The 16,455-nt window shown below is 63.0% G+C and carries 14 protein-coding genes and 1 pseudogene; 3 read left to right on the top strand and 12 right to left on the bottom strand.

Features of this window, described 5'->3' with window-relative positions; translation table 11 throughout:
• Positions 1-843: 843 nt before the first annotated feature.
• From tssB (A9D60_RS27050) to tssA, 12 genes and pseudogenes are all read right to left on the bottom strand, one after another.
• Positions 844-1,341 (bottom strand): annotated as a pseudogene (gene tssB / locus A9D60_RS27050) (type VI secretion system contractile sheath small subunit); the annotation flags it as partial.
• Positions 1,334-2,188, bottom strand: coding sequence for an ion transporter (locus A9D60_RS17580; RefSeq protein ID WP_065268788.1), 855 nt, complete (start codon positions 2,186-2,188; stop codon positions 1,334-1,336). The pseudogene tssB (A9D60_RS27050) and the gene A9D60_RS17580, both read right to left, overlap by 8 nt.
• Positions 2,189-2,262: 74 nt before the next feature.
• Positions 2,263-3,510 (bottom strand): hypothetical protein, encoded by a 1,248-nt coding sequence (locus A9D60_RS17575; RefSeq protein ID WP_254656726.1) that lies wholly within the window; start codon positions 3,508-3,510, stop codon positions 2,263-2,265.
• Positions 3,511-3,546: 36 nt separating this feature from the next.
• Positions 3,547-6,270, bottom strand: coding sequence for a type VI secretion system ATPase TssH (gene tssH, locus A9D60_RS17570; RefSeq protein WP_065268787.1), 2,724 nt, complete (start codon positions 6,268-6,270; stop codon positions 3,547-3,549).
• 1 nt (position 6,271) lies between these two features.
• Complete coding sequence (gene tssG / locus A9D60_RS17565) at positions 6,272-7,327, bottom strand: type VI secretion system baseplate subunit TssG (RefSeq protein WP_065268786.1); 1,056 nt, start codon at positions 7,325-7,327, stop codon at positions 6,272-6,274.
• Positions 7,291-9,168, bottom strand: coding sequence for a type VI secretion system baseplate subunit TssF (gene tssF / locus A9D60_RS17560; protein WP_065268785.1), 1,878 nt, complete (start codon positions 9,166-9,168; stop codon positions 7,291-7,293). Before tssF ends, tssG begins: the two co-directional genes overlap by 37 nt.
• Positions 9,168-9,665 (bottom strand): type VI secretion system baseplate subunit TssE, encoded by a 498-nt coding sequence (gene tssE, locus A9D60_RS17555; protein WP_065268784.1) that lies wholly within the window; start codon positions 9,663-9,665, stop codon positions 9,168-9,170. Before tssE ends, tssF begins: the two co-directional genes overlap by 1 nt.
• Positions 9,658-10,461, bottom strand: coding sequence for a type VI secretion system accessory protein TagJ (locus A9D60_RS17550; protein WP_065268783.1), 804 nt, complete (start codon positions 10,459-10,461; stop codon positions 9,658-9,660). The genes tssE and A9D60_RS17550 overlap by 8 nt, the downstream gene beginning before the upstream one ends.
• A gap of 91 nt (positions 10,462-10,552) precedes the next feature.
• Positions 10,553-11,041 (bottom strand): Hcp family type VI secretion system effector, encoded by a 489-nt coding sequence (locus tag A9D60_RS17545; protein ID WP_254656725.1) that lies wholly within the window; start codon positions 11,039-11,041, stop codon positions 10,553-10,555.
• A 79-nt stretch (positions 11,042-11,120) separates the two neighbouring features.
• Positions 11,121-12,617: a type VI secretion system contractile sheath large subunit gene (gene tssC / locus A9D60_RS17540; RefSeq protein WP_065268781.1), complete on the bottom strand. Its 1,497-nt coding sequence runs from the start codon at positions 12,615-12,617 to the stop codon at positions 11,121-11,123.
• Positions 12,618-12,632: 15 nt separating this feature from the next.
• Positions 12,633-13,148, bottom strand: coding sequence for a type VI secretion system contractile sheath small subunit (gene tssB / locus A9D60_RS17535; protein ID WP_039186500.1), 516 nt, complete (start codon positions 13,146-13,148; stop codon positions 12,633-12,635).
• A gap of 71 nt (positions 13,149-13,219) precedes the next feature.
• On the bottom strand, positions 13,220-14,290 hold the full coding sequence (gene tssA / locus A9D60_RS17530) for a type VI secretion system protein TssA (protein WP_065268780.1): 1,071 nt from the start codon (positions 14,288-14,290) through the stop codon (positions 13,220-13,222).
• Between the two features lie 192 nt (positions 14,291-14,482).
• On the opposite strand from tssA, the gene A9D60_RS17525 reads away from it, so the two are divergent.
• From A9D60_RS17525 to A9D60_RS17515, 3 genes are all read left to right on the top strand, one after another.
• Positions 14,483-15,328 carry a hypothetical protein gene (locus A9D60_RS17525; protein WP_065268795.1) on the top strand — a complete coding sequence of 282 codons (846 nt, stop codon included), beginning with the start codon at positions 14,483-14,485 and terminating at the stop codon, positions 15,326-15,328.
• Between the two features lie 65 nt (positions 15,329-15,393).
• On the top strand, positions 15,394-15,813 hold the full coding sequence (locus tag A9D60_RS17520; protein ID WP_065268779.1) for a hypothetical protein: 420 nt from the start codon (positions 15,394-15,396) through the stop codon (positions 15,811-15,813).
• 3 nt (positions 15,814-15,816) lie between these two features.
• Positions 15,817-16,434, top strand: a complete 618-nt coding sequence (locus A9D60_RS17515; protein WP_065268778.1) for a MotA/TolQ/ExbB proton channel family protein — start codon at positions 15,817-15,819, stop codon at positions 16,432-16,434.
• Positions 16,435-16,455: the final 21 nt, after the last annotated feature.

Below are 16,455 nucleotides of genomic sequence, written 5' to 3'. Positions count from 1 at the left end.
CCCGATCTCGACCGAAGCCAGGCTTTCAAGCGCATCGTCTGCAGCGGTATCCTCTGCCTCCGGCACTTCCAGATCCGCCAAGGCATCCAGAACGCCAGAGTGATCCTCTTCTTCCGCCTCATTCACCTCAACCGCGGCAAGGCTCTCAAGCGCCGCGCCGGCGGCATCCTCGTCTGCCGTCTCCTCCGGTTCCTGTGCCGCCAGCCCTTCGAGCACATCACCCGAAGTGTCTTCTGCCTCCTCGGGAATTTCCGCCTGCGCCAGTCCTTCCAGAACAGCGCCCGTCTGATCCTCCTCTTCGGCTTCCGGAACCTCAGCACCCGCCAGCGAGGCCAGCGCCTCTCCGGCCTCGTCGCCCGGATCTTCCTCTTCCGGCGCTGCGGCGCTCAGGCCTGCGAGCACATCCGCAGCAGCATCCTCCGCCCCCGTATCCTCAGGCGCCTGGGCGGACAGCCCGGCAAGCACATCACCGGAGGTATCGGCCTCTTCTTCCGGCAGTTCCGCCTGGGCCAGTCCTTCAAGCACCGAAGCAGAACTGTCTTCCTCAGCGGTCTCCTGAACCTCCGCCGCAGCCAGTGACGCCAGGGCCTCCGCGGCCTCATCCGGCTGTTCCCTTTCCGCAGGGGCCGCGGCGCTCAGGTCCGCCAGCACGTCCGCGGACGTGTCTTCTGGCGCCGCCGCTTCCGGCGCGACTTCGCGCAGGGCATCCAAAACCCCGCCAGAAGTGTCCTCAGGCGCCGTATCCTCCGGCGCCTTTGCGGCAAGGCCGGCCAGCACGTCACCCGTGGTGTCCGCTTCCTCCTCCGGCAGCTCCAGATTACGCAGGCTGTCCAGCGCCGCTGCACTATCCGCATCTGCCGCGGGCGCCGACACTGCCGCCAGCAGAGACGGGTCGTTCAGGATCGTCTCGATCAGCGCCTCGGCGCCGGTCTTGCCGTCCATATAGGCCATCAGGTTCTGCAGCTGGGTACGCGCTTCCAGCAGCGGACGCAGCGCGTCCACCTTGGCGGCAATCGCACCGGGCGCGAAATCCGCCATGCTTTCAAACGTCAGATCCACCGCCAGGTTGCCCTCGCCGGTGAGCGTGTTGGGCACGGTGAAGGCAGCCCGCGGGGCAAGGCCCTTCATGCGCTCGTCGAAATTGTCGACGTCGATCTCCAGGAACTTGCGGTCCGCCACAGCGGGCTGCTCAACCGTGGACTTGCCGACCAGATCGCTCATCACCCCCATGACAAAGGGCAGCTGCACCTTCTTCTCGGCGCCATAAAGCTCCACGTCATATTCAATCTGGACCCTGGGCGCCCGGTTCCGGGCAATGAACTTCTGGGAGCTGTCAGCCATTGCTCTGCCCTTTCAGCTGAGCAATTTCCGCCCGCAAGCTTTTGATCTCTTCATGCAGTTCCAGCACATGCGCATCGACCACATCCGTTTCCGACTTTACCAGATCGCGCAGCTTCTCAAACTCCGCCTCCGCATCGGCTTCCACCGCGGACTGCATAGTGTTGACCAGAAGGCCGATGAACAGGTTCAGCACCGAAAACGCGGTGATCACAATGAACGGCACAAAGAACGACCAGGCAAAGGGGAACTCCTCCATCACCGGGCGCACGATCCCCATCGACCAGCTTTCCAGCGTCATGATCTGGAACAGCGAATACAGCGACCGGCCCAGCGTTCCGAACCACTCGTCAAAGGCCTGCCCGTACATCATCGTCGCCATCACACCGAAGACATAGAACACGATGGAGATCATCACGATCACCGCGCCCATGCCGGGAAGCGCGTCCAGGAGCGCCTGCACCACCGCGCGCATCTGCGGGATGACCGACAGCAGGCGCAGCGCCCGAACCACCCGCAGGCCGCGCAAAGCCGACAGGCCCTGGCTGTCCGGGAACAGGCCGAAGGAGACCACAACAAGGTCAAAGATATTCCAGGCAGAGGAGAAGAACCGCCAGCCGTAGGCAAACAGCTTCAGCGCCAGCTCCAGCACGAAAATGGCCAGAACGGTGGTGTCGATCACATCCAGCAGCCCGCCCGCATGCGCCCGCACCGCGGCAGAGGTGCCCAGGCCCAGCGTGATGGCGTTAAAGATGATGACGCCCAGAATGGCATTGGTCACCCAGGGGCGCTCGACAAATTCGCGGGCCTTGTCCCGTAATGTCTCTGCGGTTTGCGCGCTGCTGTCCAAGTTGCTTCTCCAGCCGGTCTTTCAGTCTTGCAGTTGTCCGGGCGCCTTCTGCGCCCGGCGGTCTTTTCTTAACTTCAGGCCGCGTCAAACACGGTCCCGTCCAGCACCTTGCTGGTGATCTTGTCATAGGCATAGCCGCCAACCGCGCCGCCGACGCCCAAAGCCAGATCCTTGGCACCGGTGGCAATTGAGTTGCCGTCGATCGGCGACAGCGCCAGGGCCGCGAATTTCAGCCCTTCGCGAAACACTTTCAGCGCCTTCGGATCCTTGATCGTCAGCGCCGTCACCCGCTTCATCAGATCCTTGATATTGTTGGCCCAGCCGCGGGCGTCCGCGTACATAATCTGGATCTTGTCGATCGCCTTCTGAACCTCGGCATAATTGCCTGCCAGAGCTGTATCCAGCGCCTTGCTGATCATCACCAGCTGTGTCTTCTTGTCCTTCACCGGGTGTTTCTTCAGCTTCTTGCCGACCTCACCCAAAAACTCCTTCTTCAGCTTTTCCTGCTCTTTCAGGATCTTGTTCAGGGTCTTCGACAGGTCATGCATTTTGACGACCATCTGGGCATATTTCGCCTTCAGGGTATCCGCCGCATCCTCGACCGTTTTGACCGAAGGCTGCGAAATGCCAAGGAATTCCTGGAACACCGCCGCCGACACCTCGTTCGCGGCATTCAGAGCCGGGTTGGAGGCCGCCTTTTCCACCACCACCAGGTTTTTCACCAGAATGGTCTTGGACTGGTTGATATCAATCGCCAGTTTGCCGATGTCCTTGGCCAGCGACACACCGGATTTTATCAGCCCGATGATGCCAAAGGCCGCGCCCGCACCGCCGGAAAACGGCGAGGTCGCCATCGCCGCGATGCTGACCGCCAGACCGGCCAGAGTGCCGGCAATCGACACGCCGATCTTGATCTTGAACTTGGACCATTCCTTTTTCTTCTTCTGAAGGTTCGTCCAGGCCTTCTGCGCCGCCAGTTCCGCCGCCTTCTCGCCGACCTTTATGTCGTTCTTGACGGCGTCGTTCAGCCCCTTCAGCTGCTTTTCCATCGTCTTCTTGTCGGCACCCTTGTTGGCCATCTCGACAAAGGCTTTGTCGAACACCTTGCACTTCTTCGCGATGGTGTCGCGGGTCTGCTCAAAGACCTCGCTGGCACCGGCATGAAACTCCTGTTGCAGAAGCGGGTCCTTCTCGACCCCCTTCTCCATTTTCTTGTCCAGTTCGACCACAACCTTGAAGGACAATTGGGGCGGCTTGACCATCTCCAGCCCCGAAGCGCCGACATCGACGTTCTTCATGTCCATGACAACATGTTTAACCATAGGAACTCCTTCCCCACTTGTTACCGTTTTGTGTGATCATTCGAATGCGTAGGTGAATTCTCCGTCCTTGACATCAATGGCGACCTTCTCGACCTCCGCGCCATCCATCAGGCGGCGCAGGAACTCGTTGGAAATCTCCGGCAGCATGGTGTTGGTGACAATCGCGTCGATCATCCGCCCGCCCGAGTCCAGCTCCTGGCAGCGGTTGACGATCTCTTCAACCACGGCGTCCGAATATTCAAACGGCACGCCGTGCGCCTCCTGCACCCGTTTCTGGATGCGGCCCAGCTGCAGCTTGGTGATCTCGCCGATCATCTCCGGGCTGAGCGGGTAATAGGGGATCGCCACTAAGCGCCCCAGCAGCGCTGGCGGAAACACCTTGAGCAGCGGATCACGCAAGGCTTTCGCCATACCCTCCGGGTCCGGCATCAGATCCGGATCGGAGCATAGATCCATGATCGTCTCGGTACCGACATTGGAGGTCAGCAGGATCAGCGTGTTTTTGAAGTCGATGATGCGGCCTTCGCCGTCTTCCATCACGCCCTTGTCGAACACCTGAAAGAAGATCTCATGCACATCCGGGTGTGCCTTCTCGACCTCATCCAGCAGCACCACCGAATAGGGCTTGCGACGCACTGCTTCGGTCAGCACCCCACCCTCGCCATAGCCGACATAGCCGGGAGGCGCGCCTTTCAGCGAGCTGACGGTATGGGCCTCCTGATATTCCGACATGTTGATGGTGATGACGTTCTGCTCACCACCGTACAGCACCTCAGCCAGCGCCAGGGCAGTTTCGGTCTTACCGACACCAGAGGTACCGGCCAGCATGAACACCCCGATCGGCTTGTTCGGGTTGTCCAGCCCTGCGCGGCTGGTCTGGATGCGCTTGGCGATCATCTTCATCGCGTGGTCCTGGCCGATCACCCGCTGCGCCAGCCGCTCTTCCAGATTCAGGATGGTCTCGATCTCATCCTTGACCATGCGGCCCACCGGAATGCCGGTCCAGTCGCCCACAACCGAGGCCACCGCCTGATGATCGACGATCGGCAGGATCAGCGCGCTGTCGCCCTGCAGCGCTTCCAGCTCTGCGTTTTTGTCCTTCAGCTCCTGCATCAGTTTGGCGCGTTCTTCATCTGACAGAGGGCTGTCAGCGGCGCCCTCCGCCGCATCGTCCCCGGCATCAGCCGGAGCGTCCACCGGCGCGGCCCCCTCCCGGAGCTTGGCGCGCAATTCCAGAATGCCCTCGACCACCGCCTTTTCCTTGTCCCAGCGCTCGGTCAGCCCGGCCAGCCGTTCCTCCTCAGCAGCCTTCGCGGCTTCCACCGCCTCGCGCCGGTCGGCGACCTCATAGCCTGCGGTCTCGTCGCGGCCGATGATCTCCAGCTCGGTGGTCAGTGCCTCGATCCGGCGCTGGCTGTCATCGACCTCGGCCGGCACCGCGTGCTGGCTGACCGCGACCCGCGCACAGGCCGTGTCCAGAAGGCTCACCGACTTATCCGGCAGCTGCCGCGCCGGGATATAGCGGGCCGACAGGCTGACGGCCGCCTCGATCCCCTCGTCCAGAACCTGCACCCGGTGGTGGTTCTCCAGCATCGATGCGATGCCCCGCATCATCAGGATCGCCTTTTGGATGCCCGGTTCCTCGACCTTGACCACCTGGAAACGGCGGGTCAGCGCCGGGTCCTTCTCGATGTATTTCTTGTACTCCGCCCAGGTGGTGGCGCCGATGGTGCGCAGCGTCCCGCGCGCCAGCGCCGGTTTCAGCAGGTTCGCCGCATCGCCGGTACCTGCCGCGCCGCCTGCCCCGACCAGGGTGTGGGTTTCATCCACGAACATCACAATCGGTGTCGGGCTTGCCTGCACCTCGTCGATCACTTGGCGCAGGCGGTTTTCAAACTCGCCCTTCATGCTGGCCCCGGCCTGCAGCAGGCCCACGTCCAGCACCAGCAGGCGCACATCCTTCAGCGCGGGCGGCACGTCGCCGCGTGCGATCCGCAGCGCAAAGCCCTCGACCACAGCCGTTTTACCCACGCCCGCCTCACCGGTCAGGATCGGGTTGTTCTGGCGCCGCCGCATCAGGATATCGACGATCTGGCGGATTTCCTCATCCCGGCCCACGATCGGGTCGATCTCGCCATTGCGGGCCTGTTCGGTCAGGTCGGTGCAGAACTGCTCCAGCGCCTCGCCCTTGCCCATCGCACCCGGCGCCATCGAACCGGACGCCTCCCCCGGCTCCGCCCCGCCGCCGGTCACGTTGGAGCCGTCCTGCGCCCCCAGCCGTTCCTCGGGCGAGCCATCGGTGGCCTCATGGAAGTTGTCGGCCAGATCATCGGCGCCGATCTTCGCCAGCTCCGGCGACATGCTGGACAGGATATTGCGCAGCGCCGGCGTCTTCAACATGCCCAGCAGCAGATGGCCGCTGCGCACCTGCCCCGCGGAATACAGCAGCGAGCCCCAGACCCAGCCGCGTTCCATCGCGTCCATCAGATGGTCCGACAGATCCGAAATCGTCGAGGCCCCGCGCGGCAGCATGTCCAGCGCCCGGGTAAGCTCGCTGGCGATCTTACCGGTGTCCAGGTCGTAATGCTGGATGATCCGGTGCATGTCGCTGTCCTGCTGCGCCAGTAGCTGATGCATCCAGTGCACCAGTTCCACATAAGGGTTCCCGCGCATCTTGCAGAACACGGTTGCGCTCTCGACGGCCTGGTATCCCAGCTTGTTCAACTTGCCAAACAGCGCCACGCGGCTGATCTCGGTCATCTCAAATCCCTCCCTCTACAGGCTTCTCAGCCCCGGCGCCAAATCCCGGGTACAGGTATAAATCATTCACATCCGGCTGGTCCGCATCCGGATCCGGGCGCGAGCGCACCCAGCTGGTGTGTCCCAGCCGCGTGGTGCCGCCCAAGGATGCCCTCGGCACCTCGTCGCCCGCCAGCACCAGGTTCACATCCCAGTCCAGCACATCGCCGGCATAAGACCGCACAATCGCGCGCAGCCGGTCCAAGGCCGCACCGCCCGGCAGCAGCCGTTCATAATCTTCCAGTTTCAGCGGCCCGATGCGGATGCGGAACTTGGCACTGCGGCTCCMCACCTTGTCTCCGATGCTGGTGGTCTGCCCCAGCCCGCCGTAACCCAGCTGCCAACGGTCGTCCGGCTCCAGCTCCAGCCAGCTTCCGACATATTCCTCCAAGGAAACCGGCACTTCGAAAAACGCCGACAGAATCGACACCAGCCCCTCGGCATTCTTGGCCCCCTTAGCCAGATGGCCCGCAAAATGCAGCTTGGCCAGGTCCGGCATGTCGTCGCGGCTGGTGAATTTGAACCCGTTGTAGCCAATCAGCGACGCCACCTTGCGCGCCATCGGGTCATCCGCCCGGTCAAAGCTCACCGCGGGCGAGCCCTGCGTCCAGGCCCGGTAGAGCAGACTCATCAGCCGGTGCGTCAGCATATCGGCAAAGGCCACCATCGTCGGGTCGCGGTGGTTCCTTTTGCGGTCGCGCGCGTATTCGGTCAGATGCAGCGGCAGCGGGCCTTGCGGGCCGAACAGCCCGAAGAACCGGTTGGTCAGCACCGCCGGCTTGTCCCCTTCCGCCGGTTTGAACGCAGCAATGGTCGAGGGCGGGAACGCCAGTTCCGCCTCCTGCCCCAGGCGCAGCCGGTCCTGCCGCGGGCGGCGGCTTTCGCCCAGGCGCGGGGCGTCATCGAAATGCGCCTCCAATACCCGCAGGGCCTGAAAAACGTGGTGTTTTTCAGGGTCCATGGCCAGCCGGCCATACAGGCTCAGATCATCCGGCCGAGGCCCTTTTCCGGTCGCCATCTGGCAATTTCCCCGCGTTTTTCAGTTTTCAGAACGGTCTCCGTGAACGAGTTGATGCTGGCATAGCCGCGGAAGAACCGCTCCAGCACGGCCCCCAGCGCATAGATATTGCTGCCCTCGAAAAAGCTCTCGTCAAAGCCCAGGGTAATCTCGAGGCCCCGCACTGCGGTGGACAGCACCTCGTCGCTCATCCGCCGCACGATCGGCCGGGCGCTGACCGACAGGATGCCCTCCAGCTGCTTCTCCGTCACCCGGTCGCCCAGGGGGGCGTACAGCCCGACCAGCTCCCGCAGCGCCTCCGCCGACTGGCCCTTGCCGGTTTCGGCAATCGAGACGTAGTTCAGGCTGAGGTGAGAAATCAGCCGCCAGGCAGTATCGCCCTGCGCCAGAGTGGGATGCGGACGGGTTGGCGACACCGGCAGCGTCACCTTCTTGACCGGACCGCCCTCGGGCAGCTGGAACACATCGTCATTGCCGGTGGCCAGCAGCATCGGCAGATCGCGGTTGGTGCACAGCGCCTTGACTGCCAGCTGCTCCAGCCCGGCGGAATAGGGCGCCTGCGCCCGGTCCACCAGCGTCAGAAACACCTCCGATCCCAGGTAAGAGCTGCGCACCCCGCGCAAACGCTCCTTCTCCGACCGCTGCCGCATCCGCCGCTTGACGGTGTAATAGGCCGGATGGCTTTCGCCCGCGGCGGTGAAATCATTGGCGGAATAGAACGGGCGGAACACCACGTCGTCCTCGCCCTCGCCGCTGATGCCCACCACGCTCTGCAATCCGTAGATCTCGAAATCGAGCCCCGCGGTACGGTTCGGGATCACATGATGCTCGGTATCAATCGGCGCAATCCGCACCCGGTCACAGCGTTTCTCGAACAGGTTCACGGCGGGCACAGCGTTCAGCTTAAACACCTCCGGCACCACGATCGGCGCGATCTCCGGCATCCCCTCGCGCAGCAGGATATAGAGATCGACCTCATTGCCCTCGGATTTCCGCAACCCCTCGCGCAGCCCCTGCAACTCAACAAAGCGGAACCGCTCCGGCATCGCGAAATATTCCTGCAGCAGCCGGTAGCCGTCATAGACCCGGCGCGGCAGCGGCAGCAGCGCCTCCTCGGGGCTGAACCCCTTCTGCACCACCTTGGCGTTGCGCAGCGGCAGCTGCCAGTCAGCCCGCCGGTCGGTGGAGCGCGCCACGATCCCCTGCACCTGGGTGCACAGCAGTTCCAGCAGCGGCCAGCTGTTGCCCGCCTCGCCGGTCAGGTAGAGCGTCAGCTTGTCCATCTCCAGCTTGCTGATCGGGTCCCCGTCAATGCGCTTGATCCGCAGCCGGATGCCCGCGCGCGCGTCATACCCGGTGGCAACCCCTGCCGCCACCAGCTCGCCGCGGCCGTCAATATACTGCGCCTCGGTGATCTGGATCGGCCACATGGTCAGATCAGCGGCAGTCCGGAATTCGCAGGGCGTCTGCTCGCCCTCGGTCAGCCGCGACCGCAGCGTCGATCCGCGCTTCAGCACATAGCCGCTTTTCACCGCCGAGTTCGCCACATCCGGCTCAAACGCCGCGATCATCATCGACGGCGTCGGCGCCAGGTAATGCGGATAAATGATCTCCAAGAGGTTGGAGGTGAAATTCGGATACTGCAGCTCCAGCTCCAGCTGCACCCGCGCGGTCAGGAACGCGGCGCCCTCCAGCAGACGCTCCACATAGGGGTCAAGAACCTCGACCCCTTCCATGCCCAGGCGGGCTGCGATCTTGGGATAGGCAGCCGCAAACTCCGCGCCCATGTCGCGCAGGTAGTTCAGCTCGTTCTCATAATGGGTCAGCAGCCGTGTATCCATCACATGGCCCTTTCCATCTGCACCTCGCCGGTGGTCAGATCAACCTTGCTGCGCAGGTACAGTTCCAGCGGCATCGGCTGCGCCCACATGTCGGCGCGGATTTCCAGCCCCACGGTCATCTCTGTCGCGTCGGTGCCATCCTGCAGACGCACATCGACAGAGCCTTCGATGATCCGCGGCTCATAGGTGGCAATCGCCTGCTTTATCGACTGCCGGATCGCTTCCGCCTTCTCGGTGGTCGAAGCCTCCCCCGCCACTTCGATCAGCCCGTAATTCAGAACCGAAGCCGACACCGCAGGATACTTCTCCGCATCGAAATGGCTTTCGACATTCTGGGTGTTCAAGAGCCACGACAGATCGCGCTGGATGATTTCCCGCAGCCGCACCAGATCAATCACCCGGCTCTCGCGGGTTTCCTTCTGGTCGCCAGGCGCATTGTCAGTCAGCCGGTCCAGCAGCGAGGGCTGCAGGCGCTCGGCCAGTGTCTTGTCAGCCATTCTCTTCGCCGTGCCCGTCCATCCGGAGTGTGCGCACGTCCATGATGGCAATGTCCTCATCGCCGATCGCCAGCAGCCGCTGGCCCAGACCGGTATAGGTTTCCGCGCCGGCATCCTCCCACACGGTGGCGCGTGCCAGCATCGACAGGCCATCAGCCTTTTCGCTGCCCGGATAACGGGTCGGGATCATCGCGGCCACTTCTCCGCCGCCTGCCAGGGTCAGCGTGCCGGCCGTCCACACCGCATCGCGCAGGTCGCTCGGCTCTTCCGCTTCAAAGGCGACGATCTTGGAAAACGGCAACCAGTAATACTTGCCGTTGATCACCGCTTCCAGCACCGGCCCCAGCCGCATGTCGGCGTCCGCAATCCACTCGAACCGTTTGCCGTTCACCTCGCCCGGGCTGGCGGGCGCGGCGTCAAATGCCTTGGCGCGCAGCTCCGCGGCTTCCTTGGGATTGCCGGCTGCCAGCAGTTTCTGCGCCTCGATCAGATGCGCCAGCCATTCCTCCGGCTCACCCAGGATCAGCGGCGACTTCTCACCGGCAAAGACCTTCTCGCGGTAGACCTCGCAGATGATCGCCTCGCGGTAGGCCTGCGCCATCACCGTGGCGCCTTCGTCCAGTCCCGCCGCCGCCTTCAGCTGGGCAATCGCCCGGTTCCAGTCGCCCAGAACACACAGCAGCTGAAACAGAAAGACCCGCAGCTTCGGATTGCTCGCATCCGCGCGGATCTTGGCTTGCAGCGCCTCCAGCGCCGCCTTGGGATCACCAGCTTTCAAATGCTCTTCGGGTGTCATGGGGCTCTACTCCGCAACGGGGATGGATGCTGGAAATACGTCAGAAAAAACGGACCCCGGGCGGCAATACGCCCGGGGCCAGTCAAATGGTTTACTCGACCTTGCCGGTCTGCACGTTCCACTTGAAGGTGCCTTCGGTCTTCAGCTTGCCGGACTTCTGGTCGGTCGACTTGTACTCGTGCTCGATCGACGCATAGGCCAGCGACCAGGTCTCTTCCGGAATGCCGTCTTCGCTGCTCGAGATCGAGTAGCTGTCGACAACCACGTCTTTCAGCTTCCAGATCGAATAGACCAGCAGGCCCTGGCTTGCGCTGTCGCCGGAACGGCACCAGTGCATGATGATTTCCGGGCGCACGGTGCCGTTGGCAACCGACAGCGCCAGGTCGTTCGAGGCCTTGCCCATCTGCGAGGTCAGCTCGATCTTGCCGAAGTTGGAGTTCGCGTGCATCCGCTGGGTGGAACCCAGGTCGGTCATTTCAACCGCGCGCTCGACGTTCCAGCTCGCCGACTGGATCACGATCCACTTCTTGTGGTTTTCCTCGGTCGCATCGCCATCGATGTCCGAGATCTGTACGAACATGTTTGCAGCCATTTTGCTATCCTTTCAAATATTAAGAACTCTACTGCACTATGCTTGGTTAAGGCTGGGGAGTGGGAAATCAGCCTCCTTTTTCCGAGGGCAGTTTCGATACCAGACGCAGCGAGACGGAAAGCCCCTCCAGCTGGTAATGCGGGCGCAGGAAGAATTTTGAGGTGTAATACCCCGGGTTGCCCTCGACCTCTTCCACAACCACTTCGGCTGCGGCCAGAGGTTTGCGCGCCTTCTCGTTCTCCGAAGAGATATCTGCGTTGAAATCAACATAGTTGTTGATCCAGTCCTGCAGCCAGGACTCCATGTCCTGACGGCTTTTGAAGGAGCCGACTTTGTCCCGCACCATGCACTTGAGATAGTGCGCGAACCGGCATGTGGCGAACAGATACGGCAGCCGCGCGCCCAGGTTGGCGTTGGCGGTGGCGTCCGGATCGTCATATTCGGCCGGCTTGTGCAGCGACTGCGCACCCATGAAGGTCGCAACGTCGGTGTTCTTGCGGTGGATGAGCGGCATCATGCCGTTCTTCGCCAGTTCCGCCTCGCGCCGGTCGTCGATGGCAATCTCGGTCGGGCATTTCTGATCGACGCCGCCATCGGTGGTCGGGAAGGTGTGGCTCGGCAGGTTCTCCAGCGTGCCGCCGCTTTCGACGCCGCGGATGCGCGAGCACCAGCCGTACATCTTGAAAGAACGGGTGATGTTCACCGCCATGCCATAGGCGGCGTTGACCCAGCCGTACTTCTCGCTGCCGGCCCCTGCGGTGTCTTCCTCGAACGCAAACTCCTCAACCGGATCGGTCTTGGAGCCATAGGGCAGACGCCCCAGAAAGCGCGGCATCGCCAGGCCCACGTATTTCGCATCCTCGCTGTCCCGCAGGGACCGCCAGGCGGCATATTCCGGGGTTTGGAAGATCTTGGTCAGATCGCGCGGGTTCGACAGTTCGGCCCAGCTGTCCATCTGAAACAGCGTCGGCTTGGCGCCGGTGATCAGCGGCGCATGCGCGGCGGCGGCGATCTTGGACATTTCACCCAGCAGCTCGATATCCGGCGGCGAATGGTCGAAATGGTAGTCGGCCACCAGGGAGCCATAGGGCTCGCCGCCCAGCTGGCTGAATTCCTCGGTGTAGATCTTTTTGAAGATCGGCGACTGGTCCCATGCCGTGCCCTTGAACTTCTTCAGGGTCTTCGACATTTCCTTCTTGGTGATCGGCATCACCCGGATTTTCAGCTGCTCATCGGTCTCGGTGTTGTTGACCAGATAGTGCAGGCCGCGCCAGGCGCTTTCCAGCTGCTGGAATTCCTCGTTGTGCAGGATCAGGTTGACCTGCTCGGTCAGTTTCGCGTCAATCGCCGACACAATGCTCTCGATCGAACGCAGCGCGTCATCGGAAATCAGCGCGGTGTTTGCCAGCGCCTGCTCGGCCAGGGTCTTGACCGCGCTTTCAACCGCAGTCTTGGCCTGATCCGACTTGGGGCGGAATTCCTTCTGCAGCAGGCTCGCGAATTCGGCAGAGCCAAAGGCGGCTTCGCCGGCAGCGGCTTCCGCCTGGAGTTCTTCTTCAGCCATCTTCGTCCTCCGCTCTTATTCTTCGCTGTCGGCTTCGCCGCCGGGCTTCGGCTGCGCGGCCAGGGTTTTCAGCAGGCTCGGGTCCTGGATGATCTTGGAGATCAGATCCTCGGCGCCGGTCTTGCCGTCCATATAGGTCATAAGGTTCGACAGCTGGGTGCGCGCTTCCAGCAGCTCGCGCAGCGGCTCCACCTTGGCGGCAATCGCGGCCGGTTTGAAATCGTCCATGCTCTCGAACGTGATGTCGACCGCCATGTTGCCCTCGCCGGTCAGCGTGTTGGGCACGGTGAACGCCGCGCGCGGCGCCATCGACTTCATCCGGTCATCGAAGTTGTCCACGTCGATTTCCAGGAACTTGCGGTCCGCGACTGCAGGCTGCTCCACTTCGGATTTACCCACCAGGTCGCTCATCACGCCCATCACGAAGGGCAGCTGCACCTTCTTCTCGGCGCCGTACAGCTCCACGTCATATTCGATCTGGACCCTTGGTGCCCGGTTGCGGGCAATGAATTTCTGTGAACTTCCGGCCATCTAGGTCTCCTTACTCGTCTTGCTTTCACGGGATCCGCAGCGGCTTCCGCCGCAGAAATTTCCCGTGTCCGTCAGTCGTCGTCGTCTTCATCAATACCGCCGATCAGGTGGACGTTCTCCACCCCCTGCGGCGCCATGTCATTCATGATGGTGAGGAAGTCGGCCCCCACCAGCCTTTTGCACCGCTCCAGCAGGATCGGCAGCGGGCTGGAAGGTTCCGCCCGCCGGTAATAACTGATGATGCGGTCCAGCGTGTTGGACACATCCGCGGGCGAGTTGATCGCCCCGGGCGCGGAAGGCATCGCACGGCCGCCCGCCGCCGGTGCCGCAGCACCGGCATCCTCCGCGCCGTCCTCTTCCGCCTCATCCTCACCGGCGCCGTCTTCTGCGCTCAAGTTGGCATAGGTGCCGATCCGCTTGCCGATCTGCTGCAGCAGCTTGATCAGCGCGCTCAGATCCGGCCCCTGCCCCGGCGTCTGCTCATCAAACACGGCAGAGATCGCGCGCACATTTTCTTCCGCCGTCTTGACCGCCGCCAGCCGCGCCGCGACGGTTTCCTCGTCGCTGTCCTGGAACGCCGCGCCGATGGTGGCGCTGTCCGGGATATGCTCCATGCTCTCCGGCGCCGCCATCACCCCTTCGGCGATTTCAATGTCGCGCAGGCAGAACCGGCCAAAGCCGCGGCTCTCGCTCAGCGGCGCCCGGCGCAGCGAGCGGTACAAGGGCGACGCCCCCGCCATCCCGTCCGGCTGGCCGCACAGGTCCTGAATCGCGTTGATCCGCATCGTCGGGTCGCCATCGTCCTCATCCAGCTCCGGATGGCAGGTCTCCCAGAACTCCTCCAGGCAGCCGCGGATATAGGTGGTCACATCGGCAAAGCCGGGCAGCCCCTCGGAATGCAGAAGCGCATCGCCCAGAAACACCGCCGCGCGCAAATCGTGGCTGCGCTCCAGCACCTCCAGCGCTTTCTTCTGAACTTCGCGGTAATCAGGATCAGTAGCTTCGATCGTCTCGTTGCCCACCACCGATTCTTCGCCCGGCTGAGCCGCCAGCTCCATCTCAGTGAAGGCCGGATCGTATTCGAGATTCTCGCCGCTAGGGGCATCATCCCCTTTGGATTGCAGCAATACTGCAGGATCCATCGTTTTTCGCCCCCCTGGGTGCATTCTTTTTTGGTCACGTTCCCGTGTGGTAACGCAACGGAAAGCAGGTGCCACTCTTTTCGAGCCTGGTGGTTAAACCTGCGGAAACCTCAAACAATAACTTGACCCCAAGAGAGCCTTATCGCCATCCTAATGTCAAACCTTTTCCAAGCATTCAATAGCGGCTGAATGATGAGTATTGATCGTATTTCTGGCAAGGAAGTCAAAGAGATGGTTCGCGAAGGGGCYAAGAAGCGGATGAGTTTCGCCTTCTGCCTCGACGCCAGCAAGGACCCGCTCCTGATGATCCAGCCGGGTAAGAAACCGGAAACCCTGAAGGCCCCGATGAAGAAAGAGGGGGGCGGCCCGCCCATGGCATGGGGCACCTATGTGGTGCGCTCCGGCGATATGGAGATGATCTGCGAAAGCGCGCCGCAACGCATGGTCACCGAACTCAAGAAATTCCTCAAGCGCAACCCGGCCAAGGTCAACGTGCTGTTCTACGACGACGGCGGCAACCTCCTGGACAGTCTCAAGCCCGAGGCCTCCGAGAGCCAGGTGACAGAGGAAGACGCCTCCGACATTGACGCCTCCGGCATCGACGCCAAGGCCATCGCACCGCTGAAACGCCGCCTGAAACGGATCCAACCGCGTATCGGCCTGGCGCCCGGGCCCCTGGAGCTGAAACTGAAACGCGCGCTGGCCAAATCCGTCAGCCTGATCAACGACGGCCGCCTGCAGGAGGCCGAAACCATGATCGTGGTGATCGAACGCGCCGTCGCCCGCATCGGCGCCGACCGCGAGGACGAAGCCAAGTCGATGAAGCGCGGCCAGCGCGAGATGGACCAGCGCTCGCTCGGTGCCCAGGTCAAACGCGCCCAGTCGCTGCAGGCCAATGTCGCCCGCGCGCCCGGCAAGGTCCGCGACCGGCTGGGCCGCGCCCTGCATGTGGCCGCCCGCCACCTGAAACGCCGCGACCTCGATTCCGCCCGCGACGCAATGGACAAGATCGAAAAGGCCCTGACCGCCCTGGTCTGACCCAGAACACAGCCCGGCCCGCAGCGGTTGCGGGCTGGGCATCCCACCGGACCCCGGAGACCGTGATGCCCCTGACCCGTCTGCTGACTGCCCTTGCCCTGATCTGCCTGCCGATCACCGCCGCCGCGGAAACCGGCCCGCTGCACGTTGAGCTGAACAAGACCGAGGAGATCGAGGGCGGCGGCTGCCGCGCCTTCTTCCTGTTCCGCAACCAGACCGGCAAAAGCTTTGAAGGTTTCGAGATGTCGCTGGCCATCCTTGATGGCAACGGGGTGATCGACCGCCTCTTGTCGATCGACGCGGCCCCCCTGCCCGTCCAGCGCACCACCCTGAAACTGTTCGAGATCCCGGAGATATCCTGCAGCAACATCTCCGAGATCCTGCTGCACGACATCACCTCCTGCCAGCCCCAGAACGAGGATCAGATGGACTGCTTCCCAATCCTTGAACTCAGCTCCCGCGCTGCCGCGCAGCTGGTGAAATAAGCCATGGCCGGCACCTGGGATATGCTCGGCACCGGCGGGCCAGTAATCGTGACTCTGGCGCTGATGTCGCTTCTGTCGCTGACGGTGATTGCCGTCAAACTGATCCAGCTCTGGCCGGTGCGCTCCGGCGCCACCGCCCGCGAACAGGCGCTGACCCAATGGAAGGACGGCGACCGCAAGCAGGCGCAGGACAGCATTGCGGGCGGCAAATCCCCCGCAGACCGCGTCATGACCTACGCCATGCAGGCCCTGCAGGAGGGCCTGCGCGGCCCGCTCCTGCAGGACGAGCTGCAGCGCCGCGGCAATGAGGAGGTGAGCCGCATGAACTCCCTCATCCGCCTCTTGGAGCTCATCGCCATGGTCTCGCCGCTCCTCGGCCTGCTCGGCACCGTTCTCGGCATGATCCAGTCGTTTCAGGAACTGGAACTGGCCCAGGGCGCGGCCAATGCCTCTGTCCTCGCGGGCGGCATCTGGCAGGCGCTGCTGACCACCGCCGCGGGCCTTCTGGTCGCCATCCCCGCCGCCATCGCCGCAGGCCTGTTCGCCGCCCGCATCGACGCCGCCGCCCAAGCCATCGAAAGCGCCGCCGGCCGCCTGCTGCTGATCGACGGGTCGCGCTGACACGGGGGAACGCCGCCATGA

The sequence above is a fragment of the Leisingera sp. JC1 genome (assembly GCF_001679925.1).
GTDB lineage: Bacteria > Pseudomonadota > Alphaproteobacteria > Rhodobacterales > Rhodobacteraceae > Leisingera.
Note: the sequence above shows the minus strand (reverse complement) of the source record. Positions and strands in the feature narration are given on the sequence as shown.

Excerpts from the sequence above, each read along its gene's own strand:
- tssA (WP_065268780.1), bottom strand. The coding sequence starts at position 14,290 with ATGGATCCTGCAGTATTGCTGCAATCCAAAGGGGATGATGCCCCTAGC.
- tssE (WP_065268784.1), bottom strand. The coding sequence starts at position 9,665 with ATGGCTGACAAGACACTGGCCGAGCGCCTGCAGCCCTCGCTGCTGGAC.
- tssH (WP_065268787.1), bottom strand. The coding sequence starts at position 6,270 with ATGACCGAGATCAGCCGCGTGGCGCTGTTTGGCAAGTTGAACAAGCTG.
- A9D60_RS17520 (WP_065268779.1), top strand. The coding sequence starts at position 15,394 with ATGCCCCTGACCCGTCTGCTGACTGCCCTTGCCCTGATCTGCCTGCCG.
- tssC (WP_065268781.1), bottom strand. The coding sequence starts at position 12,617 with ATGGCTGAAGAAGAACTCCAGGCGGAAGCCGCTGCCGGCGAAGCCGCC.
- tssF (WP_065268785.1), bottom strand. The coding sequence starts at position 9,168 with ATGGATACACGGCTGCTGACCCATTATGAGAACGAGCTGAACTACCTG.
- A9D60_RS17545 (WP_254656725.1), bottom strand. The coding sequence starts at position 11,041 with ATGTTCGTACAGATCTCGGACATCGATGGCGATGCGACCGAGGAAAAC.
- tssB (WP_039186500.1), bottom strand. The coding sequence starts at position 13,148 with ATGGCCGGAAGTTCACAGAAATTCATTGCCCGCAACCGGGCACCAAGG.
- A9D60_RS17515 (WP_065268778.1), top strand. The coding sequence starts at position 15,817 with ATGGCCGGCACCTGGGATATGCTCGGCACCGGCGGGCCAGTAATCGTG.
- A9D60_RS17575 (WP_254656726.1), bottom strand. The coding sequence starts at position 3,510 with ATGGTTAAACATGTTGTCATGGACATGAAGAACGTCGATGTCGGCGCT.
- A9D60_RS17550 (WP_065268783.1), bottom strand. The coding sequence starts at position 10,461 with ATGACACCCGAAGAGCATTTGAAAGCTGGTGATCCCAAGGCGGCGCTG.